This window comes from Streptomyces sp. NPDC032745 (assembly GCF_055579465.1).
This window is the reverse complement of the sequence record NZ_JBVING010000015.1, coordinates 1-21,068: the sequence shown is the minus strand read 5'-3', so window position 1 is coordinate 21,068 and position 21,068 is coordinate 1. Positions and strand designations below refer to the sequence as shown.

Below are 21,068 nucleotides of genomic sequence, written 5' to 3'. Positions count from 1 at the left end.
TGTGCCTGCCCCATCATCGCCGGACGGCCGGAGGAGTTCTGGACACTCCGGCCCTGACGGGCCGACAATCACCCTGTGACGTCGAGTTTCGAGTTCCCCGCCTTCCCGGCACCGCGCCTGTCCGACGCGGAGCGTGACCGGGCGCTGGAGCAGCTCCGCGAGGGTGCGGCCCTCGGGAAGCTGTCCCACGACACGTTCCTGCGCCGTATGGAACTCGCCCTGGTCGCCCGCCGCTCCGAGGACCTCGTGGTCCTCACCGCCGACCTCGAGGGCCGCGGGAGCGGCGAAGGCCCGTGGACCCGTCGCGTCTTCGCCTGGGTGGGCCGCGCCTCCGCCGTCTCCGCCGGCGTCCGGCGGGCGTGGACCGCCGAGCGGCTGCCCAAACTGCTGCTGCCGCACCCGAGCGCGCGGGCCCTGCGGATCGGCCGCGACCCCGGCAACGGGCTGCGGCTCACCGACGAGACCGTGTCCCGCGTGCATGCCGAGCTCGGGCTGCGCGACGGGGTGTGGGTGCTCACCGACCTCGGCTCCTCCAACGGCACCACGGTCAACGGACGCCGCGTGACCGGCTCGGTGGCGGTCCGGGACGGGGACCAGATCGGCTTCGGCCGGATGAACTTCCGACTGTCCTCGAGCTAGGTGGCTTCCTGGGCGGCCCCCGGCTCCGGGATCCCGCCGGGGCCGATGATGGTGTCCATGGAACACGGAGACCCGAAGAGCCCGAAGGAACACCCGCCCGTCGTGCGCCCCGCGCGCCCCGAGGACCTGCCCCGCCTCGTCGAACTCGTCCACGAGCACGTCGCGTACGAGAAGTCCGCGCCCCGGCCGGCGGACCTGGCCGACCGGCTCGGGCCGCAGCTGTTCGCCGAGGGCGCCCGGCTGTGGGTGCTGCTGGCCGAGGCCCCGGACGGCTCGGTCGCCGGATATGCCGCCTGCTCCGCCGAGTTCGCGTTCTGGGACGCCCGGCACTACCTCCACATGGACTGCCTCTACCTCGCCGAGGAGGCCCGCGGGCACGGCCTCGGCGCCGCCCTGATGGACGGCGTGGCAGGCCTCGCCCGCGAGCTCGGCCTCGACCAGGTCCAGTGGCAGACCCCGGACTGGAACGAGGGCGCGATCCGCTTCTACGACCGGCTCGGCGCCACGGGCGCGTCCAAGCGCCGGTACGCCCTGTCCGTACCCGCCGCGGCGCCCGCGCCCGCCGGGGGGTGTGTTGCCGGCCAGGCCGGGCTCGCGGCGTCCGGTCCCCGATCCGGCCTGACCGACGAGACACCCCCTACGCATTGACCGTCCCGGCCGCCACGAGCCGTTCGTAGGCGGCCAGGACGGTACGGGTCTGGTGCTCGACCTGGGTGGCCACCGGGACCCGGCGTGCCTGGAACCGGGCGGCGAACTCCTCGCACCAGCCGGTGACGAGCCGGTCCAGGCCGGGCGCCGCCGGGTGGCCCTGAGCCCGGAGCACCCGCAGCAGCATCGCGGCGGCGCGCAGCGACAGGCGTCGCCCGAAGGCGTCGATGCTGCCGATGGAGGCCGCCGTGGCCTCGGTGGGCGCCCCGGGGCCGGTCCACTCCACGGTGATCCGGGGGATGAGGGCGAGCGTCCAGTCGACGGCGCGCAGCAGCGCGGCCGTACCGGGGTCCCCGCCGGAGCCCGGGCCGGGGCCCCCGCCGGGCTCCGGGGCCCCGGGCACCCGGTCCCGTACGCGGGCCACGAGCGCGGCGTCGGCGGTGAGCCGCCCCGCCAGGAGCCGCAGGGCGCCCCGCGGGTCCGGATGCGGGGCGGGGTCGTCCACCAGGTCCGAGGCCCACATGGGGACTTCGACGATGGCGGTGGTGCCGGCGTACCGGTGGGCGTGGTACCAGGTGCTGAGCCGGGTGTCCTCCGGGTGGAACGCCCCGGCGAGGTCGGCCCCGGGCTGCGGCATCACGAAGATCCCGGGCCCGGGGGAGGGCCAGCCGGCCGCGTCCGAGGCCCCGGTCTCCACCGGGATCCGCAGCTCGGCGGCCGATTTGGCGAACGGCTCCGCGAGGCCCGGTATGTCCCGGGTGAGCTGCACCCAGGACCCGCCGAGGTCGGTGCCGTGGAGCGAGACCTGGAGGACGGGCCGCAGCTCGTCGATGAGGGCCGTCAGGACCAGGGTCTCGGGCGGCAGCCGGTCCGGAGGCAGTAAAGACGGCGCCCACTCGGGCTGTTCCGGACCGGGGGGCCGGAAGAAGTTCCGGTGGTAGTCGAGCAGGGAGTGCGGGCGGGGCGTGCGGTGCAGGGCCGCCCCGTCGGGATCGGCGCACAGCAGGAAGTGCCAGCCCCGCCCGGCGCGGACCGCCGGGTCGTGGAGGACGCGGCGGGCCAGCGCGAGCGCGGTGGCACCGCCGACGGGCTCGTTGGCGTGGGCCCCGGCGACGACGAGCACGCCCGCGCCCCGCGGGCGGCCGCTCGGCTCGACGGAGAGCAGCCACAGGGGCCGGCCGCCCCGGGAGGTGCCGGCCTGGCGGAGCCGGGCCGGGCCGGGGTGCTCGTCCGCCAGCGCGCGGGCGGCCAGCGCGAGCTCGGACGGAGTGGGGTAGCACATGTCTCGGAGGAGGGTCACGTCTGATGCAATGCCCGCCGCGCACGCCCCCTACTGCTCCGCACGCCCCACACTTCCCGGAAACCCCTGGCCAACGCCTTGTGCCGAGGACGCCGCCACCGGGCCGGCTACTGCTGGTGGAGGCCGCGGCCGGCCAGTGACAGGAAGGCCTCGCCCACCGCTTCCGACAGCGTCGGATGGGCATGGACGTGGCGGGCCACGTCCCCCGGCTCGGCGTCCCAGCCCACGATCAGCCGGCTCTCCGCGATCATCTCGGAAACGTGCGGCCCCACCAGGTGGACGCCCAGCACCCGCCCGTCCCGCTCGGCGACCACCTTCACCGTCCCGCCCTGTCCGTGCACCATCCCCTTCGCCACCGCGGTCAGCGGCATCGTGTTGACGACGACGTGGGCCCCGTCGGTGAGGACTGTGCGCTGCTCTCCCTCGACCCGCCGTGGCACCGCCCGCTGGCGGTGTTCTCCCGGGTCCCGCTCACCGGCGCCGCCGCGGCCTTCGCCGAGCTACTCCTCGCCCCGGCCGCCGTCGCGCAGTAGGAGCGCGACCGGGCGGGCCGAGAGCAGCTCCGCCAGCCGCACCTCGCCCTCGTACGAGGCCCCCCGGTCCAGGAGCGCCGTCCACCGCCCCGGCGGGAGGGCCAGGGCCGTGTCCCGCCAGCCGCCGGCCGCGGCCAGCCGGTACGAGAGCCGGGTCGCCGCCGCGACCAGCCCGGCCGGGCGGGCGAAGGCCAGGCAGTGCTCCGCTGCCGGGCCCCGGGCGGACAGGGGGGCGTAACCGGTGAACAGATCGGGCCGGTCCCGGCGCAGCCGCAGCAGGGCGGCCGTCAGCGCGAGCTTCTCCTGCGCCTGCCCCTGCGGCGCGGTCCCCGCGTCGAGCCGGGCCAGGGCCTCGCGGGGGAACCGGGCCGGGCGCCGGTTGTCCGGGTCGACCAGGGCCCGGTACTCCGTCTCGGCGCCCTGGTAGACCTCCGGGACCCCGGGCATCGCCAGGTGCAGCAAGGTCATGCCGAGCAGGTTGGCCCGGGCCGCCCGGGCCAGCTCCGCCGGCTCCGCGGGCTCCTCCGGATCCGGGACGTATCCCGCGACGGAAGCCTCGTACGCCGGGTCCTGATCGGTCCAGCTCGTGTGCAGGGCCGCCTCGCGGACGGCCTTGAGCAGCGCCTGTACGAGGCGCTCGGCGCGCTCGGGGACCTCCCCGAGCCCCAGCGCCGTCTGCCGGGCCACCCAGGCCAGTTGGGGATCGGCGCCGACGGGCCGGCCCATCAGCTCGGGGGCCTGGGAGAGCGCCGAGATCCGGGCCCGGACGTCCGCGCTGCGCTTGGTGTCGTGCGTGGACAGCACCGTCCCGGAGCCAGGCCAGTCCCGGTCGAGCGCGGTGCAGTACGCGTGGAACTCCGCGGTCGAGACCACCGGTTGCCCGGGGTCCCCGCCGACCTCGGTGGCCGACAGCAGCGGGGCGTGGCGGTAGAAGGCCCGGTCCTCCAGCGACTTGGCCCGCAGGGCCGCCGAGGTCTGGGCGAAGCGCGCCGCGAAGGCGGGATCGCGCAGCACGAGGTCCCGTACGCCGGCCACCGCGCCCGGACCGGCCGGCGCGGCGGCCTCCGCCAGAGCCTGCGGGTCGAGATCCGGCTCGCCGGGGTACGGCCGGTAGACCGGATAGGCGATCAGCAACTCCCGTACTCCGGCCGAGAGTTGCGGACCGGCGGCCCGCTCCAGGGCTGCCAGCTCGGCGGCCAGGTCACCGGTCAGCACCTCCCGCGCGCACGTCCGGGCCGTCTGCTCCCATTCCGGCATCCCGGTGAACTCCGTGTACCGCCGGACCAGTTCCGGGGCGCCGGCCGGGTCGGTGAACACCCCGTCCACCCGGTGCAGCGCGTCGTACCCGGTGGTCCCCGCCACCGGCCAGCCGGGCGGCAGCCGCTCCTGCCGGGCCAGGATCTTCTCGACCACCACCCAGCAGCCCCCGCCCACGGCCGCCCGCAGCCGCCGCAGGTACCCCTCCGGATCCGCCAGCCCGTCGACGTGGTCGATCCGCAGCCCCTCGGCCACCCCGTCACGCACCAGCTCCAGCACCTTCGCGTGCGTCGCCGCGAACACCTCCGGGTCCTCCACCCGGACCCCGATCAGCTCCGAGATCGTGAAGAACCGCCGGTAGTTGAGGCCCGTCCGGGCCTCCCGCCACCAGGCCGGCCGGTACCACTGCGCGGCCAGCAGCTCCGGCGCGGCCAGCCCCGCCGTGCCCTCCCGCAGCGGGAACTCCAGCTCCCCGTGGCGCAGCACCCCGCCGTCCCGGTCGGCCGTGAACGCGCCGGGCTCGGCCGGGCCCGGGAGTACCGGCAGCAGCACCTGGCCGCCGCCCGCCTCCCAGTCGATGTCGAACCAGCGCGCGTACGGCGACCGCGGCCCCTCCCGGAGCACCTCCCACAGGGGCCGGTTCAGCCGCAGCGGGGACGGTACCGCCATGTGGTTCGGCACGATGTCCAGCACCAGGCCGAGTCCGTGCCCGCGGGCGGCCGCGGCCAGCGCCCGCAGCCCCGGCTCGCCGCCGAGCTCGGCCCGCACCGCGGAGTGGTCGGTGACGTCGTACCCGTGCGCCGAGCCGGGGACCGCCTCCAGCACCGGCGAGAGGTGCAGGTGCGACACGCCGAGCGAGGCGAGGTACGGTACGGCTGCCTCGGCCGCCGCGAACGGGAACTCCGGTCGCAGCTGAAGGCGGTACGTCGACGACGGCGCTGACGGGGACACGGCAGTGGGCGGGTACGGCTGGCTCATTTCTACCTCCTTGCGTGGAAACCCCCGGCTGCAGTCGAGGGCGGGGAGGGGGGACCTCCCACTCGTGGCGGAGATGCGCGTCCCCGGCTCGGAGCCGAGCAGCGCCGGGCGCCGCTGCGTGATGCTGTGACCTGCGCTTGTGTTCGGATCCCGACGGGCCCTAGCGTCCCGGATGTGGGGGCCGATTCTGTGAAGCGGGCGTTCAAGTACCGTTTCCGTCCGACCAGTGCGCAGGCGGCTGAGCTGTTGCGGACGTTCGGGTGCGTGCGGAAGGTCTACAACCTCGCCCTCGCCGCCCGTGCCGAGGCGTGGAAGTCGAGCCGGACACGGGTGGGCTACGGACAGACATCGGCAATGCTCACCGCTTGGAAGAAGACCGAGGAATTCGCCTACCTGGCTGAGGTGTCCTCCGTGCCGCTGCAGCAGGCGCTGCGGCATGTGCAGAGCGCGTTCGTGGGGTTTTGGGAGAGGCGGGCGCAGCACCCGCGCTTCAAGTCGAAGCGGAAATCCCGTGCTTCGGCCGAGTACACGCGCAGCGCCTTCCGTCACTGCGCCGGGCGGATCACCCTGGCGAAGATGGCGGAACCTCTGGACATCGTGTGGTCCCGCCCGCTCCCCCAGGGCGTGGAACCCACCACCGTTACGGTGTCCCGCGACAGGGCCGGCCGCTGGCACGTGTCGATCCTGTGCGAGGACACTCCCGCCCCGATGCCCGCCACGACGACCGCGGTGGGCATTGATGCCGGGCTGACGGCCTTGGTCACCCTCTCCACCGGAGAGAAGGTCGAGAACCCCCGGCACGAGCGTCGGGACCGGGAACGACTGGCCCGTGCGCAGCGGGCGCTGGCCCGGAAGGAGAAGGGCAGCAACAACCGGGCCAAGGCCCGCACCCGAGTGGCGAGGATCCACGCCCGGATAGCCGACCGCCGCAGGGATCACCTGCACAAACTGACGACTCGACTCGTGCGCGAAAACCAAACGCTCGTGATCGAGGACCTCGTCGTCCGCAACATGGTCAAGAACCACAAGCTCGCCCGCGCCATCCATGACGCGGCCTGGCGTGAGCTGCGGTCCATGCTGGAGTACAAGGCGGCGTGGTACGGGCGTGAACTGATCGCCGTCGACCGGCGGTTCCCCAGCACACGCCTGTGCTCCGCCTGCGGGGCACTCGCCGAGGTGATGCCCCTGTGCACCCGTGAGTGGACGTGCGAAGGCTGCGGGGCGGCCCACGACCGGGACGGGAACGCCGCTGTGAATCTTCTGGCCGCCGGGCTGGCGGTCGCTGCCTGTGGAGCGGCTGTAAGACCCCATCGGGAGTCCTTCTCTCGGTCGGGGCGGTCCGTGGTGAAGCAGGAAACCCCACCCGCGAGGGTGGGATCCGCTCCCTGTAGGGAACGGAGGAGGCCAAGAGAACGTACGTACCCACCTTTCGCCTTCCCGGATTCCGTGCCATGACCCAATGCGCCCGAATGGCTGCATCGCGTTAGCGTTGATCAAGTGGCCGGAACCGTCAACACCTATCGAAGAGTCATCGCCCTCACCGGGCCCCTACTCCCGTTCCTCTCCTTCCTCGCGCGACTGCCCGTTGCAATGACCCAGTTCGGGAGCGTGCTGCTGGTCGCCGAGACCAGCGGCTCCCTCACCACCGCGGGCATCGTCGGTGGCACCCTCTCCGCCGGACAGGTGGTCTTCGGGCCCGTCCTGGGCCGGCTCGCCGACCGGTACGGGCAGCGGCCCGTGGTCCTGGCCGCCGCAGCGGTCAACGCGGTCGCCACCGGCGCCCTGGTCGCCGGGGCCCTCGGGGGCCTCGCCACCGCCCCGCTCGCGGCGATCGGCGCCGTCACCGGGGCCTCCGTACCGCTGATCGGACCACTCGCCCGCACCCGCTCCGTGGCCCTCGCCCACCGCGCCGAGGCCGACGAGGGCGTGGTGGGCGCCGTCCACTCGCTCGAAGGCACCCTGGACGAGGTCTCCTTCGTCTTCGGGCCGGCCCTCGTCGGACTCGCCGCGCTCGCCCTGCACCCCGCGATCGCCCTCGGCGGGGCCGCCGCCCTCGTCGCCGTCTTCGGCACCGCCTTCGCCCTGCACCCGACCGCCGCCGTCACGGCCGGGGCGGGATCGAAGGAGCGCACCCCGCGGGGTCGGAGCGCCCGGGCCGGCGCGGATACCGCCGGTGCCCCTGCCGGCGTCGGGCGCCGCAGCCGGCAGCCGCGCGTCGTGTACGCCGTACGGGGCTCCCTGCTGCTCCAGGGCGCCATGTTCGGCGCCTGCCAGGCCGGGATCGCCGCCCTCACCGCTCGTCTGGGCGTCCCCGGCCAGGCGGGAATCGTCTACGCCGCCATGGGCGTCGTCAGCGCCGCCGTGGGCCTCGCCCTCGGGGCGCTGCCCGCCCGCATCGGGCTGCGGCTGCGCTGGCGGGCGGCCACCGCCGCCGCGCTGGTGCTGTCCGTACCGCTGCTCTTCACCGACACCCTGTGGCCGCTGTACGCGGTCGTCACCGTGCTCGGAGCCGCCTACGCCCCCCACCTGATCACCGCGTTCGCGCTGACCGAGCGGGTCGTGGAGCCGACCCGGCTCGCCGAGGCCACGGCCTTCGCCGCCAGCTCGCTCGTGGCCGGGCAGGCCGCCGCGCTCGCCGCCTCCGGACGGCTCGCCGAGTCGTACGGGCCCGCCGGGGCCTTCGCCGTGGCCGTCGGGGCGGCCGCACTGGCCCTGCTCCTGGCCCTGGTCACCCGGGTGCCGGCCGCCCGGACGCACCCCGCCGCGCCGAAGGTGTTCATCCCGGCGCAGCAGACGGCCTCCCCGAACGCGACCGGGAGCCCGTCGGGCCCGTCCGGTTCCTCCTACGCCGGGCGCTGAAGCACCACCAGACACCGTCCTGTCAGCGCCACCCGGTCCCCGGCCGCATACTGCGGTCCGGTGCCGGGTGGCAGTACGTCCGCCCGCGCCGTGTCCACGACCAGCCGCCACTGCGCCCCGTGCCCGGCCGGCACGGTGAACTCCTGCGGATCGGCGCCCGCGTTGAACATCAGCAGGAACGAGTCGTCCGTGATCCGCTCCCCGCGCGAGCCCGGCTCGGAGATCGCCTCCCCGTTGAGGAACACCGTCAGCGAGCGCGCGTGTTGCGCCTGCCAGTCGCGGGCCCGCATCGGCTCCCCGTGCGGGGTGAACCAGGCGATGTCGGAGAGCTCGTCGTTGGTCCCCTCCACCGGCCGGCCGTGGAAGAACCGGCGCCGCCGGAACACCGGGTGGTCGCGCCGCAGCCACACCATCCGCCGGGTGAACTCCAGCAGGGAGGGCGCCGGTTTGCCCGGCTCGGGCCAGTTGACCCACGACAGATCGTTGTCCTGGCAGTAGGCGTTGTTGTTGCCGCCCTGGGAGCGGGCGAACTCGTCGCCGTGGCTGAGCATCGGCACGCCCTGCGAGAGCATCAGGGTGGCCGTGAAGTTGCGCATCTGGCGCTCGCGCAGCTCCTGGATCTCCGGGTCCTCCGTCGGGCCCTCGACCCCGCAATTCCAGGACCGGTTGTGGGTCTCCCCGTCCCGGTTGCCCTCGCGGTTCGCCTCGTTGTGCTTCTCGTCGTACGAGACGAGGTCGTTCAGGGTGAAACCGTCGTGGCAGGTGGTGAAGTTGATCGAGGCCAGCGGGCGGCGGCCGTCGTCCTGGTAGAGGTCCGAGGAGCCGGTCAGCCGCCCCGCGAACTCCGCGAGCGTCCGCGGCTGCCCACGCCACAAGTCCCGTACGGTGTCCCGGTACTTGCCGTTCCACTCGGTCCACAGCGGCGGGAAGTTCCCCACCTGGTAGCCGCCCTCGCCCAGGTCCCAGGGCTCCGCGATCAGCTTCACCTGGCTGACCACCGGATCCTGCTGGACCAGGTCGAAGAACGAGGACAGCCGGTCCACCTCGTGGAACTGCCGGGCGAGCGTCGCGGCGAGGTCGAAGCGGAACCCGTCCACATGCATCTCGGTGACCCAGTACCGCAGCGAGTCCATGATCAGCTGGAGCACGTGCGGGGAGCGCATGAGCAGCGAGTTCCCGGTCCCGGTGGTGTCCATGTAGTGCCGGGGGTCGTCCGCGAGGCGGTAGTACGAGGCGTTGTCGAGCCCCCGGAAGGACAGCGTCGGGCCCAGGTGGTTGCCCTCGGCGGTGTGGTTGTAGACCACGTCGAGGATCACCTCGATCCCGGCCTCGTGCAGGGCCCGCACCGCCGACTTGAACTCCAGGACCTGCTGGCCCCGGTCACCGGAGGCGTAGCCGTTGTGCGGGGCGAAGAAGCCGATCGTGTTGTAGCCCCAGTAGTTGCTCAGCCCGTCGTCGACCAGCCGGTGGTCGTTCACGTACTGGTGCACCGGCATCAGCTCCAGCGCCGTCACCCCGAGCTTGGCGAGGTGCCCGATGACCGCCGGGTGTGCGAGGGCCCCGTAAGTGCCGCGCAGCTCCTCGGGCAGATCGGGATGGCGCATGGTCAGACCCTTGACGTGCGCCTCGTACAGCACGGTGTGGTGGTACTCGTGGCGCGGCGGGCGGTCGTTCGCCCAGTCGAAGTACGGATTGACCACGACCGAACTCATCGTGTGCGGAGCCGAGTCGAGGTCGTTGCGCGAATCCGGCCGGCCGAAGTGGTAGCCGTACACCTCCTCGCCCCAGTCGACGCTGCCGGCGACGGCCCGCGCGTACGGGTCCAGCAGCAGCTTGGCCGCGTTGCAGCGCTGCCCGCGCTCGGGCTCGTACGGGCCGTGCACGCGGAAGCCGTAGCGCTGCCCCGGCATCACCCCGGGCAGGTAGGCGTGGCGTACGAAGGCGTCGGTCTCGCGCAGTTCGACGGCGGTCTCCGAGCCGTCCTCGTGGAGCAGGCACAGTTCGATGCGTCGGGCGGCCTCGGAGTAGACCGCGAAATTGGTGCCGGCGCCGTCGTACGTGGCGCCGAGCGGATACGCCTGTCCCGGCCAGACCTGCATGGATACGACTCTTCCCCTCGTTCCCCCGACTGTCGGGCTGATGGTTCGGGCTGATCCGGCGTGGACCACGTCCCTGCAGATCTTCCCCGAAAGTGGGCCCGCACGCGGGGACTTGGGATGCTCCTCCCGGGTGACCCGGAGAGCTGATATGCGGGTCAGCGGACTATGCGGGCATCGGATAATGGGTCAACGGACCTCCGGTGTAAGGGCCATCGGGCTGCATCGGGCGCCGCGCTCGGAGTACCCTTCCGTGATCACTGGAGACGGGCGTCCAGACGCAGAAGGCGGTGCACGGGTGAGCTCGGGAGGTCTGGAGCTGCCCCCTGGTGACAGCGGTCACGAGGGCGGCCCGGCGGACGCCCCAGGAGGTGCACCCGGTGGTGCGCCCGGCGGGGTGTCGGGCGGCGTGTCGGGAGGCGTTCCCACCGGCGTGCCGGCCGGGGCGGTGTCGCTGGCACCGACGGCGGCCGGGAGCGTGCGGGCCGGGGCCGAGCTGGACTGGGGCGCGGACGCGTGGAGCGAGGTCCGGACCCGGGCGCAGCGCGCCGGGCGGGCGTACATCTGGCTGAACCTGATCGAGCAGCGGCTGCGCGCCGTCGTCGGCGCGGTGCTGCGGCCGATCTACGAGCCCGTGCACGGCGGGGACGACTGGGTGGTCGCGGCCGCCGGGCCCGCCGGGCAGGAGTGGGTGCAGCGGGCCGTCGCGGTCCGCGAGGTCAGCCGGCGCAAGGGCTACCTGCTGGACCCGGCCGACGACAACGTGCTGAGCTTCCTGACGCTGCCGCAGCTGCGGGAGCTCATGGTCCAGCACTGGCCGTGCTTCGAGCCGTACTTCGACGACCGGCGGGAGATCGAGCTCGCGCTCGACGAGCTGGAGGTCACCCGGAACGTGGTCTCGCGCAACCGGGCGCTGTCGCGGGCGGTGCTGGAGCAGGCGGAGCGGGCCTCGGCCCGGCTGCTGGAGGTGCTGGGCGGCGGCGCGGGCTCCCCGGCGGCGGACCGGCTGCCGATCGACGCCGTCGAGGACCTGGTGGGCGACCGGTACGCGGACGTCATCTCGGTCCACCCGGACCGGGTGCGGCTGCAGCGCCAGCTCCCGGCGGAGGACCTGTTCGGCGGGGCGCGGCGGCTCGACGCCATCGGCATAGGACTCAACCTGCTGGTGCAGAACTTCTCGGGCCGAAGACTCGTGCGCCTCACGGAGGCCGGCTGCCGGGTCCGGCTGCTGTTCCTGAATCCGGCCAGCAGCGCCGTGAAGCGGCGGGAGCGGGAGCTCGGCCTGCGCAAAGGCGAGCTGAGCCGCTCCGTGGAGATGAACATCCTGCACGTGCGCCGGGTGCGGGCGGGGCTACGGGATCCCTCGCGGTTCGAGATCCACGTCTTCGACGAGACGCCCCGCTTCACCGCCTACCTGGTGGAGGGGGAGTCCTCGGGCATCGCCGTCGTGCAGTCGTACCTGCGCCGGGCGCGCGGTATGGAGGCGCCGGTGCTGGTGCTGCGGGGCGGGGGCGCCCGCGGTTCCTCGCGGGACGCGGAGCACGGACTGTTCCCGACGTACCGGGAGGAATTCGAGTCGATCTGGCAGGACTCCCGCCCGGTGTCGTGACTGTCAGTGCCCCGTGACAGGCTGAAAGTCGTTGACCGAAGGTGTACGGGGTGCACGGGGAGTACGGGGGAGGGGCACGGGGTGGAGAACTGGCGCGGCACGGGGGACTGGCACGGCGGTGTGCTGATCGGGTTCGACCTGGAGACGACCGGCACGGAGCCGGGGGAGTCGCGGATCGTGACGGCGGCGGTGGTCGAGGTGCGGGCGGGCGAGGTGCGCGGACGGTGCGGCTGGCTCGCGGATCCGGGGATACCGATTCCCGAGGGCGCCTCGGCGATCCACGGGATCAGCACGGAGCGCGCGGTGGCGGAGGGCCGGCCGGTGCGCGAGGTCGCGGACGAGGTCGCGCAGGCGCTGGTCGAGCACTGGCGGCGGGGCGCGGTGGTCGTCGCGTACAACGCGGCCTTCGACCTGACCCTGCTGACGGCCGAGTTGGCCCGGCACGGGCTGCCCTCGCTGGCCGACCGGCTGGGCGGGGCGCAGCAGACCGGGCCGGTGGTGGACCCGCTGACCATCGACCGGGCCGTGGACCGCTACCGGCGCGGCAAGCGGACCCTGGAGGCGGTGTGCGGGGTGTACGGGGTGACCCTGGACGCCGCGCACGACGCGGGCGCGGACGCGCTCGCCGCGGTGCAGGTGGCCCGCGCGATAGCCGCCCGCCACCCGGAGGTGGCGGCGCTCACCCCGGCCGACCTGCACACCCGCCAGGGCGGCTGGCACGAGCGCTGGGCCCGCGACTTCCAGTCGTACCTGCGCCAGCAGGGCACCCCGGACGCGGTGATCGACACGGCGTGGCCGCTGCGGAGCCTGCTGCCGGCCTCGGCCTGAGGGCTACGCCGGCCACTCCGCGCGGTACTCGAGGTGCAGGTCGCGGTCGGCGGGATCGCAGTCCACGCTCCGGCAGTAGTGCCTGCCCCCGTGGTTGAACACGTCCCCGGGGCCCTTGCGGGCGAGGCCGGCGAACTGCACGGCGGCCTCCCGGAACGTCCGCGCGCTGCCGGTCATGAACAGCGTCTCGCTGTGGATGTCCTGGCGGAACCGGTCCCGGTTCTCCCGGTGGTGCCGGTCGGCTGCGCCGGCCTGCGCGTCGGGGTCGGGGGCGGGCAGGTCCACGGTGCGCGGGCGCCCGGGGCCGAGCCGGCCGCGCAGCTGCTTCCACCGGGACGGGGCGAACTGCAGGGAGTGGTGCAGCAGGACGAGGTCGAGCGGGCGCCGCGCGCCCGTGTCCGGTCCGCCCGCCGCGTTGGCCCGGATCGGCAGGTGGACCAGCGACCGGGGCGAGGTGGCCGCCAGGGCCCACAGCCCTGCGGTGATCTGTGCGGCTTCCTGGTCGAACCAGCCGTTCAGGTACCAGGGGTCGTCGACGAGCACGGCCCGGACCGGGGTCCGCGCCGGGCGGATGACCTTGAACTCCGTCGTGCCCAGGCGGGCGGTGTGGATCGTGGTGTGCAGTCTCATATGCGGTTCTTGATACGGCACGGCTAGAAAGCGTGCCAGCGCATTTCCGGGTCGCCGTCGCGCAGGGAGGCGACCCGGCGGCGGAATTCGGCCAGCGCCTTCGGGTTCGTCGGGGCGTGCTGGGCGACCCAGGCGCAGCTGGCCGTTTCGCGGGCGCCCCGGAGCACCGCGCAGCCCGCCCAGTCGCGCACGTCCCATCCGTACGCCGCCACGAAGGCCTCGTACGACTCCGGCGGCAGCCCGTACCGGTCGCGGGAGAGGGCCATCACCACCAGGTCGTGCTCGCGCAGATCGGCCGAGACGGTCTCCAGGTCCACCAGGACCGGCCCGTCGGGGCCCACGTGGACGTTGCGGGGGAGGGCGTCGCCGTGGATCGGGCCCGACGGCAGGTGGGGGGTGAGCGCGGCGACCTCGCCGGCGTACGCATCGCGCCGGGCCCGCAGGTACGCCGCGTCGGCCGGGTCGACGGCTCCGCCCGCCAGCCGCAGCCAGCGCTCGACCCCGCCCAGCAGGTCCCGCGCGGGCAGCGCGAACGGCGCCGCCGGGAGGGCGTGGATCTGCCGCAGCAGCACCGCCAGGTCCTCGGGACCGGCCGGCCGGACCGCATCCGCGAGGCGGTGCCACAGGGTCACCGGGTGTCCCGCCACCAGCCGCGGCCTCGGCTCGGCCGCGCGGACCGCCGGGATCCCGGCCTCCTCGAGCCAGCCCGACACGGCGAGCTCCCGCTCGGCCCGCTCCAGCAGTGCCGCCTCCCGGCCGACCTTCATCACCAGATCGCCGGCCGCGAAGACCGCGTTCTCGCCCAGCGCCAGCAAAGCGGCCGGCCCCGTGAGCCCCGCCGCCGCCAGCACACCCCTGGCCTGCGCCTCGTCCATGCCACCTCTCCACATCCGGATCACCGCGAATCCGCCAAGTCTTGCATTCCCGTGGCGCGGGGGCGTGCGGGTGGAGTCCGGCTCCGGGAGGCCGAATATCTCCGTTGCACGAGACGTATCGTCTCGTTAGCCTCGTTGCATGACCTCAGCCGAACCCGCACACATCGCCATGTTCTCCATCGCCGCTCACGGGCACGTGAACCCGAGCACCGAAGTGATCCGGGAACTCGTCGCCCGCGGCCACCGCGTCAGCTACGCCATCCCCGCCTCCTTCGCCGAGAAGATCGCGGAGACCGGCGCCACACCGGTGATCTGGAACTCCACCCTCCCCACCGAAGACGAGCCCGAGGCCTGGGGCACCGAGCTCATCGACAGCATCGAGCCGTTCCTGAACGACGCCGTCCAGGCCCTGCCGCAGCTCGCAGCCGCCTTCGAGGGCGACGAGCCCGACCTGGTCCTCCACGACATCACCTCCTACCCGGCGCGCGTCCTCGCTCACCGCTGGGACGTCCCCGCCGTCTCCCTCTCCCCGAACCTGGTCGCCTGGACCGGGTACGAGGAGGAGGTCGGCGAGCCGATGACGGCCGGACTGCGCGCCTCCGAGCGCGGGCAGGCGTACTACGCCCGCTTCCGCGCCTGGCTCGACGAGAACGGCATCGAAGAGGACAGCGACCGCTTCGTCGGCCGGCCGCGCCGCAGCATCGTGCTCATCCCGCGCGCCCTCCAGCCGCACGCCGACCGCGTCGACGGGTCCGTCCACACCTTCGTCGGCGCCTGCCAGGGCGACCGCAGCGCCGACCAGGGCACCTGGCAGCGCCCGGCGGCAGCAGAGGGGAAGAAGGTGCTCCTGGTCTCCCTCGGCTCCGCCTTCACCAAGCAGCCCGCCTTCTACCGGGCCTGCATCGAGGCCTTCGGCGACCTGCCCGACTGGCATGTCGTCCTCCAGATCGGCAAGTTCACCGACGAGGCCGAACTGGGCGCCGTTCCCGCCAACGTCGAGGTCCACCGCTGGGTTCCCCAGCTGGACATCCTGCGCCAGGCCGACGCCTTCATCACCCACGCGGGCGCCGGCGGCAGCCAGGAAGGCCTCGCCACCTGCACCCCGATGGTCGCCGTCCCACAGGCCGCCGACCAGTTCGGCAACGCCGACATGCTCCAGGGACTCGGCGTCGCCCGGCACGTTCCGATGGGGGAGGCCGACGCCCCGACCCTGCGGGAGGCCGTCCTCGCGCTCGTCGCGGATCCCGGGGTCGCGGCCCGCGCCGAGGCCGTCCGCAGGCAGATGGCCGCCGAGGGCGGTACGCGGCAGGCCGCCGACCTCATCGAGGCCGAACTGCCCGCACTGTCGGTGCGCCGTCCTATCGTTCGGTCATGACCACGAAGAAGTACGCGGCCCTGCTGCGCGGAATCAACGTCGGCGGGGCCAAGAAGGTCCCGATGGCCGAGCTGCGCGAGGTCCTGGCGGGCCTCGGCCACACCGACGTGCAGACGTACCTGCAGAGCGGCAACGCCGTCTTCGCCAGCGCGGAGAAGGACACGGCCGCCCTGGCCCGGGAGCTGGAGCGGGCCATCGAGTCCCACTTCGGCTTCGCGGTGCGCTGCCTGGTGGTCGACGGGCCCTACCTGCGCGCCGTCGCCGAGGCCTGCCCCTTCCCGGCCGCCGAGCTGGAGGGCAAGCAGCTCCACGCCACCTTCCTCTCCGAGCAGCCGGCCGAGGAGAGGTTCGCCCCGATCGACGGGCCCGCGTACCTCCCGGAGGAGTACCGGATCGGCGACCGGGTCGTCTACCTCTACGCCCCGAACGGGCTGGGCCGCTCCAAACTGGGCGAGGCCCTCGCCAAGCCCGCCGTGTTCAAGGGCATCGACGCGACGACCCGCAACTGGAACACCGTCGCCAAACTCGTCGAGCTGACGGAGGAGAAGCCGTAACCGGCCTCCCCGAGGCCGCTCAGCTCCAGTCGATGTCGGCCGGGCTCTCCAGCGGACTCCGGTCCTCCACGGCCTCCGGGACCACCAGCGTGTCAGCCTTGACCAGCGTGGCGGGGAACTTGAGGCCGGTCCGCTTCTGGACCTCGCCCAGCTTGACCTGGAACACCCGGAACTCGTCCAGCTCCAGGACCTCCGCCAGGACCAGGTTCTGGGTCAGCAGGAAGGCCTTGGCCTTGAGCGTGCCCTTCTCGGAGTACACGAGCACCTTCCAGAACTCGCGGGGAAGCTGCACGCCCCGGAAGACACGGTCGTCGTCCTGGAACACCGGCCCGCCGAACACGCTGACCCTCAGGCCCTCGACCTCGATGTCCTCGAAGAGGGCGTTCTCCAGCTCACCCCAGATGCCGGCCTTCGCACTCTGGTTGAAGTCGTCCATCTGCGGGGTGATGTTGGTGTAGAAGAACGAGTCGGTGTTGGCGCGGTCCGCCTCGGGCATGGGCCCCCAGACCAGGTCGGCGCGGCGCGCGATGTGGCCCCGGTCGAGCCGGTTGCCCTTGTAGATCTCATTGCCGACCTGGACCTCGGCCGGCAGCCGCGGATCCTTCTTGAACTCGATCCCGCTGCGGTCGATCTTCTTGATGGCGCCGCCGTCTATGTTCCAGGCCACCCAGAACGCGAATCGCCGCTTCCCGTTCAGCGCCAGCGAGAAGTGGGTGTACGGGATGACCTCGGTCCCGGAGAGCTGCACGGCATCCGCCTTGCCGGCCGCACCCAGCTGCGGGGTGGGTATCGCCACCGTGAGGAAGCCCGGGTCGTACCCGGTCACGGCCTCCAGCGAATCGCGGGCGGGCGGCTGGAGGGTGATCTTCAGTTCCTCGAAGACCGCGTGGGGGAAGCAGGCCAGCGCCCGGTCCTCGGGGTCCGCGTCGCTCTCGCCGCCGAAGTGCAGACCGGCCATGACGTCGGTCGGCCTGCCGGTGCGCGCCTTGAACAGCCAGGCCGAGCCGGAGTCGCCGGGCAGGCTGATCTCGTCGCCGTCCGCCGGATGGCCGGGGTCGGGGCCTATCTCGAAGCACTCGATCTCGCGCACCCCGACCGGCGGTCCGTAGTTGATGCTCACCTTGGCGAAGGGCCGCGTCACCACCCCGTGCGTGACACCGGTGGTCCGCCCGCTCTTGACGACCTTGTCGTCGATCTGCGGTTCGCCCAGCTGCGTCGGCGTGACCCCGAGGTCGAGGATGGCCGTGTCGAAGTCGCGTTCCGTGATGCCGGCGACGGCGCAGTCGCCGACCTGGCCGAGGTGGGAGCGCTTGAGCGTGCCGAGCCGGTTCAGGGCGATGCGGCTGTCGTCGGCGGTCCCGGGCTGTACGACCTCGTCGCCCGGCACGCCCTTCCGGCCGTTCAGTACGTGCCAGTTGCTCAGGACACAGGTCGAGCCGTCGTTCTTGTCGAAGACGATGCAGCCGAGGGTGCCGGCGCTCACCTTGACGTTGCCGACGCTCACCCCGGGACGGACCGGGTCGACGCGCTTCTGCCGCTCGGGCGTCTCGGCCTCGGGCACCACCAGGAAGTGCGGCTTGTAGCTGCGCTGCACGACATCGGTCGGCACTTCGACGCCGCCGCCTATGTCGATGACTGCCGGTATCTCGGCGCTGCCCACTTCGCGCACGCCCTCCGGCCGGACCTTCTTGTCCACCGTGAACTGCAGTGCCAGTTCCTTGCTCCGCTTCCCGTTCTTCTCCTTGTAGCCGATGCCGATCGAGGACACGTTCGGGTCGCTGAGGTAGCTCGACCCGCGGGTACGGATGAATTGCTTGAGCGAGGTGATCAGTTTGTCCTGGCCGTTCGCCGAACGGGCCGAACGGGTCGAACCGGCCGCCGTGGCGGAGCCGGCAGAGCCGGCGGCCGCGGGCTTGGCGGACGTGCGCTTCTTGACGGCCATCGGGGGCTCCCTTCAGACAAGGAGTTCAGGTGAGAGAAGCCCCGCCGAGAAGATTCCGGCCCCCGAGATGGTTGAAATCGACGCGAACAGACCGGGGCTCCCCGCTCCGTGCGTGCACTTCCAGCCTACGGCCGGGCTACTGGCCGAGCGCGTCGAGGACGGCCAGCTCCCGGGGCGTCAGGTGGATGGTTGCCGCGTCAATGTTCTGGGCCAGGTGGTCAGGCGATCCGGTGCCCGGCATGGGGCACAGCACCGGTGACCGGTGCAGCAGCCAGGCCAGCGCGATCTGCCCCGGGCCCGCGCGGTGCCCGGTGGCCACGGCGGTCACCGCGGCCGCGCTCTCGCGGGTCAGGGCGCCGCTGCCCAGGGGGTAGTACGGGAGGAAGGCGATCCCCCGCGCCTCGCACAGCGCGAGCACCTCCGCCGAGGACCGGTCCAGCAGGTTGTACGGGTTCTGGACGGCGGCGACCGGGACGAGCTCCAGCGCCTGGCGCAGCTGTTCGGCAGTGACCGTGTCCAGCCCGATGTGCCGGATCTTGCCCTCCTCCCGCAACCCGGCGAGCGCGCCCAGCTGTTCGGCCATCGGGACCGAGGGATCGAAGCGGTGCAGCTGGTAGAGGCCGATGCACTCCACCCGCAGCCGCCGCAGGCTCGCCTCGCACATCTCCCGCAGCTGCTCGGGACGCCCGGCGAGATGCCACCGGTCGGGGCCGGTGCGCACCACCCCGCCCTTCGTGGCGATGACGAGCTGCTCCCCGTACGGGTGAAGGGCCTCGGCGATCAACTCCTCGGCCAGCTCGGGGCCGTAGTTGTCGGCGGTGTCGAGGAAGGTGACGCCGCGGTCGACGGCGGTGTGCAGCAGGGCCCGGGCCTCGGCGCGGCTGCCGCGCGGGCCCCAGTAGCCGGGTCCGACCAGACCGCCCGTGCCGAGGCCGAGCCGCCGTACGGGGAGATCGCCGCCGAGAAGGAACATGTCGTCCACCATGCCCCGACGGTAACTCAGGGCTCCGGATGTGCCAGGCTCCTGGCCATGCGTTACATCATCATCGGCGCCGGCGCGATCGGCGCGACCATCGGCGGACGGCTGGCGGAATCCGGCGCGGAGGTCGTGCTCGTCGCGCGCGGCGCGCATGCGGAGGCCCTCACGGCGGACGGGCTGCGGCTCACGACGGCGGACGGGGCGCGGGTGCACCGGATCCCCGTGGTCACGGCCCCGGCGGAGCTGGGTGAACTGCGGCCGGACGACGTACTGCTGCTCACCGTGAAGACCCAGGACGCGATCGCCGCGCTCGATGCGTGGGGCGACGCGGAGGTGGCGGGCGGCGGTACGGCGGCGCAGCGGCTGCCGGTGCTGTGCGCGCAGAACGGGGTGGAGAGCGAGCGGCTGGCGCTGCGCCGCTTCGCGCACGTGTACGGGGTCTGCGTATGGCTGCCCGCCACGTTCCTGGAGCCGGGGGTGGTGTCCGCGCTGTGCGCGCCGCTGACGGGCATCCTGCACATCGGACCGGCCGCCGGGGGCGCGGATGCGCGGGCCCGGCGGATCGCGGCCGACCTGGAGAAGTGCGGCTTCGAGGCGCCGGTCGTCGAGGACGTGATGCGGTGGAAGTACGCGAAGCTGCTGGGCAACCTGGGCAACGCGATCCAGGCGACGACCGGGCCGGAGCCCGACCCGGCGAAGGCGGCGCTGCTGCAGCGGGCGCAGCGGGAGGGCCGGGCGGCGCTCGAGGCCGCGGGGATCGCGTACGCCTCGGACGCGGAACAGTCGGCGGCCCGTGACGGCAAGGTCGACCAGCCGGCCGGGGGGAGCATGCGCGGCGGCTCCTCCTGGCAGTCGCTGCGGCGCGGCACGGGCTCGATCGAGGCGGACTACCTGAACGGCGAGATCACCCTGTTGGGACGCCTCCACGGGATCCCGACCCCGGTGAACGACACCCTCCGGCACGCGGCGAACATCTTCGCCCGCGAGGGCCTCCCGCCGGGCGCGATGTCCATCGAGGACCTGACCTCCCTGGCCGACGAGGCCACGGCCCGCGCGTAGCCGGACGCGGCCCGGCCGGCTCGTGGAACCGGTGACGGCCTTCAGGCCGTCAGGGCCGGGAGGCGGGACGGGGCCGGCGCGGCCGCGTCGTAGCGGTGCAGGAGAAGGCGGGCCAGTTCCGGGGCCGCGCCGAGGACGGCGGACACGATGTCCGCGCCGGAGTCGGTGGCGCCCGCCGCGATACGGTCCGGGAGGCGCCCGGGGGCGATGACGTACGGGGCCACCGCCACCCGGCGGACGCCTTCCGCGCGGAGCGCCCGTACGGCGTCCTCCGTACGGGGCAGAGCAGCGGAGGCGAACGCAGGCCGCACGGCGCACCAGCCGGTGTGCCGCCACTCCCGCGCGATTTCAGCGATCACTGCGATCGCCTCCGGGTCCGAGGAACCGGCGGACGCGAGCACCACACCGGTGGTGGCACGGTCCGCCGGGCTGAGGCCGGCCTCGAACAGGCGGCGCTCGAGGGCCGAGACGAGGAGCGGCGAAGGGCCGAGGACCTCGGCGAGCCGGACCGAGAGGCCCGGCTGCCGGGTCGCGGACTCCGACAGCACCGCCGGGATGTCCGCCTTGGCGTGGAAGGCCCGCGTGAGCAGCAACGGCAGGGCCACCACGTCGCGGACGCCCTCGGCGTGGAGGGCCGACAGGACCTGGTCGACACGCGGGGCGTTGAAGTCCAGGAACGCCGTCTCCACCCGCAGCCCGGGCCGCAGCGCCCGCACCCGCCGGGTGAGGGCGTGCACGGTCGACGCGTGCCGCGGGTCGCGGCTGCCGTGGGCTATGACCAGCAGGACAGGGGACATGCCGGTCAGCTCTTCACCAGCAGGCCGCGGCTGCGCAGTACCCACCGCTCGACGGGGCTGAAGATCAGGAGGTCGATGGCGATGCCGACGACGAGGATGAGGATGATCGC

The 21,068-nt window shown here is 73.3% G+C and carries 17 protein-coding genes and 3 pseudogenes; 10 read left to right on the top strand and 10 right to left on the bottom strand.

Annotated features, from left to right (window positions below; genetic code table 11):
- The first annotated feature begins 75 nt into the window (after positions 1 to 75).
- Together ACZ5WG_RS31095 and ACZ5WG_RS31090 are read left to right on the top strand one after the other, a co-directional pair.
- Positions 76 to 639 carry a DUF1707 and FHA domain-containing protein gene (locus ACZ5WG_RS31095; protein WP_468727577.1) on the top strand — a complete coding sequence of 188 codons (564 nt, stop codon included), beginning with the start codon at positions 76 to 78 and terminating at the stop codon, positions 637 to 639.
- Between the two features lie 57 nt (positions 640 to 696).
- Complete coding sequence (locus ACZ5WG_RS31090) at positions 697 to 1,287, top strand: GNAT family N-acetyltransferase (protein ID WP_468727575.1); 591 nt, start codon at positions 697 to 699, stop codon at positions 1,285 to 1,287.
- Here ACZ5WG_RS31090 and ACZ5WG_RS31085 read toward each other — a convergent pair.
- The gene (locus ACZ5WG_RS31085; protein ID WP_468727573.1) at positions 1,277 to 2,587 is read right to left on the bottom strand and encodes a M14 family zinc carboxypeptidase; all 1,311 of its coding nucleotides are present in this window, start codon (positions 2,585 to 2,587) and stop codon (positions 1,277 to 1,279) included. The two genes, ACZ5WG_RS31090 and ACZ5WG_RS31085, sit on opposite strands and share 11 nt — an antisense overlap.
- A 107-nt stretch (positions 2,588 to 2,694) precedes the next feature.
- Positions 2,695 to 2,982: pseudogene (locus ACZ5WG_RS31080) on the bottom strand (dihydrolipoyl dehydrogenase); the annotation flags it as partial.
- On the opposite strand from ACZ5WG_RS31080, the gene ACZ5WG_RS31075 reads away from it, so the two are divergent.
- On the top strand, positions 2,974 to 3,120 hold the full coding sequence (locus tag ACZ5WG_RS31075; protein WP_468727787.1) for a hypothetical protein: 147 nt from the start codon (positions 2,974 to 2,976) through the stop codon (positions 3,118 to 3,120). The pseudogene ACZ5WG_RS31080 and the gene ACZ5WG_RS31075 overlap by 9 nt on opposite strands.
- On the opposite strand, the gene treY is transcribed toward ACZ5WG_RS31075, so the two are convergent.
- The gene (gene treY, locus ACZ5WG_RS31070) at positions 3,088 to 5,355 is read right to left on the bottom strand and encodes a malto-oligosyltrehalose synthase (RefSeq protein ID WP_468727571.1); all 2,268 of its coding nucleotides are present in this window, start codon (positions 5,353 to 5,355) and stop codon (positions 3,088 to 3,090) included. The two genes, ACZ5WG_RS31075 and treY, sit on opposite strands and share 33 nt — an antisense overlap.
- Positions 5,356 to 5,529: 174 nt before the next feature.
- Here treY and ACZ5WG_RS31065 point away from each other — a divergent pair, with 174 nt between their 5' ends.
- Both ACZ5WG_RS31065 and ACZ5WG_RS31060 read left to right on the top strand, forming a co-directional pair.
- Entirely contained in the window at positions 5,530 to 6,810 is a 1,281-nt protein-coding gene (locus ACZ5WG_RS31065) for an RNA-guided endonuclease InsQ/TnpB family protein (protein ID WP_468727569.1), read from the top strand.
- Between the two features lie 42 nt (positions 6,811 to 6,852).
- Positions 6,853 to 8,214 carry an MFS transporter gene (locus ACZ5WG_RS31060; RefSeq protein ID WP_468727567.1) on the top strand — a complete coding sequence of 454 codons (1,362 nt, stop codon included), beginning with the start codon at positions 6,853 to 6,855 and terminating at the stop codon, positions 8,212 to 8,214.
- Here the strand turns inward: ACZ5WG_RS31060 and glgX are convergent.
- Positions 8,199 to 10,313, bottom strand: a complete 2,115-nt coding sequence (glgX, locus tag ACZ5WG_RS31055) for a glycogen debranching protein GlgX (protein WP_468727565.1) — start codon at positions 10,311 to 10,313, stop codon at positions 8,199 to 8,201. The two genes, ACZ5WG_RS31060 and glgX, sit on opposite strands and share 16 nt — an antisense overlap.
- A 295-nt stretch (positions 10,314 to 10,608) precedes the next feature.
- On the opposite strand from glgX, the gene ACZ5WG_RS31050 reads away from it, so the two are divergent.
- Together ACZ5WG_RS31050 and ACZ5WG_RS31045 are read left to right on the top strand one after the other, a co-directional pair.
- The gene (locus tag ACZ5WG_RS31050; RefSeq protein ID WP_468309049.1) at positions 10,609 to 11,919 is read left to right on the top strand and encodes an SAV2148 family HEPN domain-containing protein; all 1,311 of its coding nucleotides are present in this window, start codon (positions 10,609 to 10,611) and stop codon (positions 11,917 to 11,919) included.
- An 81-nt stretch (positions 11,920 to 12,000) separates the two neighbouring features.
- Positions 12,001 to 12,747, top strand: coding sequence for an exonuclease domain-containing protein (locus ACZ5WG_RS31045; protein ID WP_468727564.1), 747 nt, complete (start codon positions 12,001 to 12,003; stop codon positions 12,745 to 12,747).
- A 3-nt stretch (positions 12,748 to 12,750) separates the two neighbouring features.
- Here ACZ5WG_RS31045 and ACZ5WG_RS31040 read toward each other — a convergent pair whose 3' ends face one another.
- A complete protein-coding gene (locus tag ACZ5WG_RS31040; protein WP_468727562.1) occupies positions 12,751 to 13,377 on the bottom strand; it encodes a hypothetical protein in 627 nt (208 codons plus the stop codon).
- Positions 13,378 to 13,400: 23 nt separating this feature from the next.
- Positions 13,401 to 14,252 carry a phosphotransferase enzyme family protein gene (locus ACZ5WG_RS31035; protein ID WP_468727560.1) on the bottom strand — a complete coding sequence of 284 codons (852 nt, stop codon included), beginning with the start codon at positions 14,250 to 14,252 and terminating at the stop codon, positions 13,401 to 13,403.
- 95 nt (positions 14,253 to 14,347) lie between these two features.
- On the opposite strand from ACZ5WG_RS31035, the pseudogene mgt reads away from it, so the two are divergent.
- Positions 14,348 to 15,627: pseudogene (gene mgt / locus ACZ5WG_RS31030) on the top strand (macrolide-inactivating glycosyltransferase).
- Positions 15,624 to 16,181, top strand: coding sequence for a DUF1697 domain-containing protein (locus tag ACZ5WG_RS31025; RefSeq protein ID WP_468727559.1), 558 nt, complete (start codon positions 15,624 to 15,626; stop codon positions 16,179 to 16,181). The pseudogene mgt and the gene ACZ5WG_RS31025 overlap by 4 nt, the downstream one beginning before the upstream one ends.
- Before the next feature lie 19 nt (positions 16,182 to 16,200).
- Here the strand turns inward: ACZ5WG_RS31025 and ACZ5WG_RS31020 are convergent, their stop codons facing one another.
- Both ACZ5WG_RS31020 and ACZ5WG_RS31015 read right to left on the bottom strand, forming a co-directional pair.
- Positions 16,201 to 18,123, bottom strand: a complete 1,923-nt coding sequence (locus tag ACZ5WG_RS31020) for a DNA/RNA non-specific endonuclease (RefSeq protein ID WP_468727557.1) — start codon at positions 18,121 to 18,123, stop codon at positions 16,201 to 16,203.
- Positions 18,124 to 18,259: 136 nt separating this feature from the next.
- The gene (locus tag ACZ5WG_RS31015) at positions 18,260 to 19,108 is read right to left on the bottom strand and encodes an aldo/keto reductase (RefSeq protein WP_468727555.1); all 849 of its coding nucleotides are present in this window, start codon (positions 19,106 to 19,108) and stop codon (positions 18,260 to 18,262) included.
- Positions 19,109 to 19,153: 45 nt separating this feature from the next.
- Here ACZ5WG_RS31015 and ACZ5WG_RS31010 point away from each other — a divergent pair, with 45 nt between their 5' ends.
- A complete protein-coding gene (locus ACZ5WG_RS31010) occupies positions 19,154 to 20,161 on the top strand; it encodes a ketopantoate reductase family protein (RefSeq protein ID WP_468727554.1) in 1,008 nt (335 codons plus the stop codon).
- A 41-nt stretch (positions 20,162 to 20,202) separates the two neighbouring features.
- On the opposite strand, the gene ACZ5WG_RS31005 is transcribed toward ACZ5WG_RS31010, so the two are convergent.
- Both ACZ5WG_RS31005 and ACZ5WG_RS31000 read right to left on the bottom strand, forming a co-directional pair.
- Complete coding sequence (locus ACZ5WG_RS31005; protein ID WP_468727552.1) at positions 20,203 to 20,958, bottom strand: sirohydrochlorin chelatase; 756 nt, start codon at positions 20,956 to 20,958, stop codon at positions 20,203 to 20,205.
- A gap of 5 nt (positions 20,959 to 20,963) precedes the next feature.
- Positions 20,964 to 21,068 (bottom strand): annotated as a pseudogene (locus ACZ5WG_RS31000) (ABC transporter permease); the annotation flags it as partial.

What these genes read in the sequence shown, in the direction of transcription:
- ACZ5WG_RS31090 (WP_468727575.1), top strand. Translation starts at nt 697, where the DNA reads ATGGAACACGGAGACCCGAAGAGCCCGAAGGAACACCCGCCCGTCGTG.
- treY (WP_468727571.1), bottom strand. Translation starts at nt 5,355, where the DNA reads ATGAGCCAGCCGTACCCGCCCACTGCCGTGTCCCCGTCAGCGCCGTCG.
- glgX (WP_468727565.1), bottom strand. Translation starts at nt 10,313, where the DNA reads ATGCAGGTCTGGCCGGGACAGGCGTATCCGCTCGGCGCCACGTACGAC.
- ACZ5WG_RS31040 (WP_468727562.1), bottom strand. Translation starts at nt 13,377, where the DNA reads ATGAGACTGCACACCACGATCCACACCGCCCGCCTGGGCACGACGGAG.
- ACZ5WG_RS31035 (WP_468727560.1), bottom strand. Translation starts at nt 14,252, where the DNA reads ATGGACGAGGCGCAGGCCAGGGGTGTGCTGGCGGCGGCGGGGCTCACG.
- ACZ5WG_RS31025 (WP_468727559.1), top strand. Translation starts at nt 15,624, where the DNA reads ATGACCACGAAGAAGTACGCGGCCCTGCTGCGCGGAATCAACGTCGGC.
- ACZ5WG_RS31020 (WP_468727557.1), bottom strand. Translation starts at nt 18,123, where the DNA reads ATGGCCGTCAAGAAGCGCACGTCCGCCAAGCCCGCGGCCGCCGGCTCT.
- ACZ5WG_RS31015 (WP_468727555.1), bottom strand. Translation starts at nt 19,108, where the DNA reads ATGGTGGACGACATGTTCCTTCTCGGCGGCGATCTCCCCGTACGGCGG.
- ACZ5WG_RS31010 (WP_468727554.1), top strand. Translation starts at nt 19,154, where the DNA reads ATGCGTTACATCATCATCGGCGCCGGCGCGATCGGCGCGACCATCGGC.
- ACZ5WG_RS31005 (WP_468727552.1), bottom strand. Translation starts at nt 20,958, where the DNA reads ATGTCCCCTGTCCTGCTGGTCATAGCCCACGGCAGCCGCGACCCGCGG.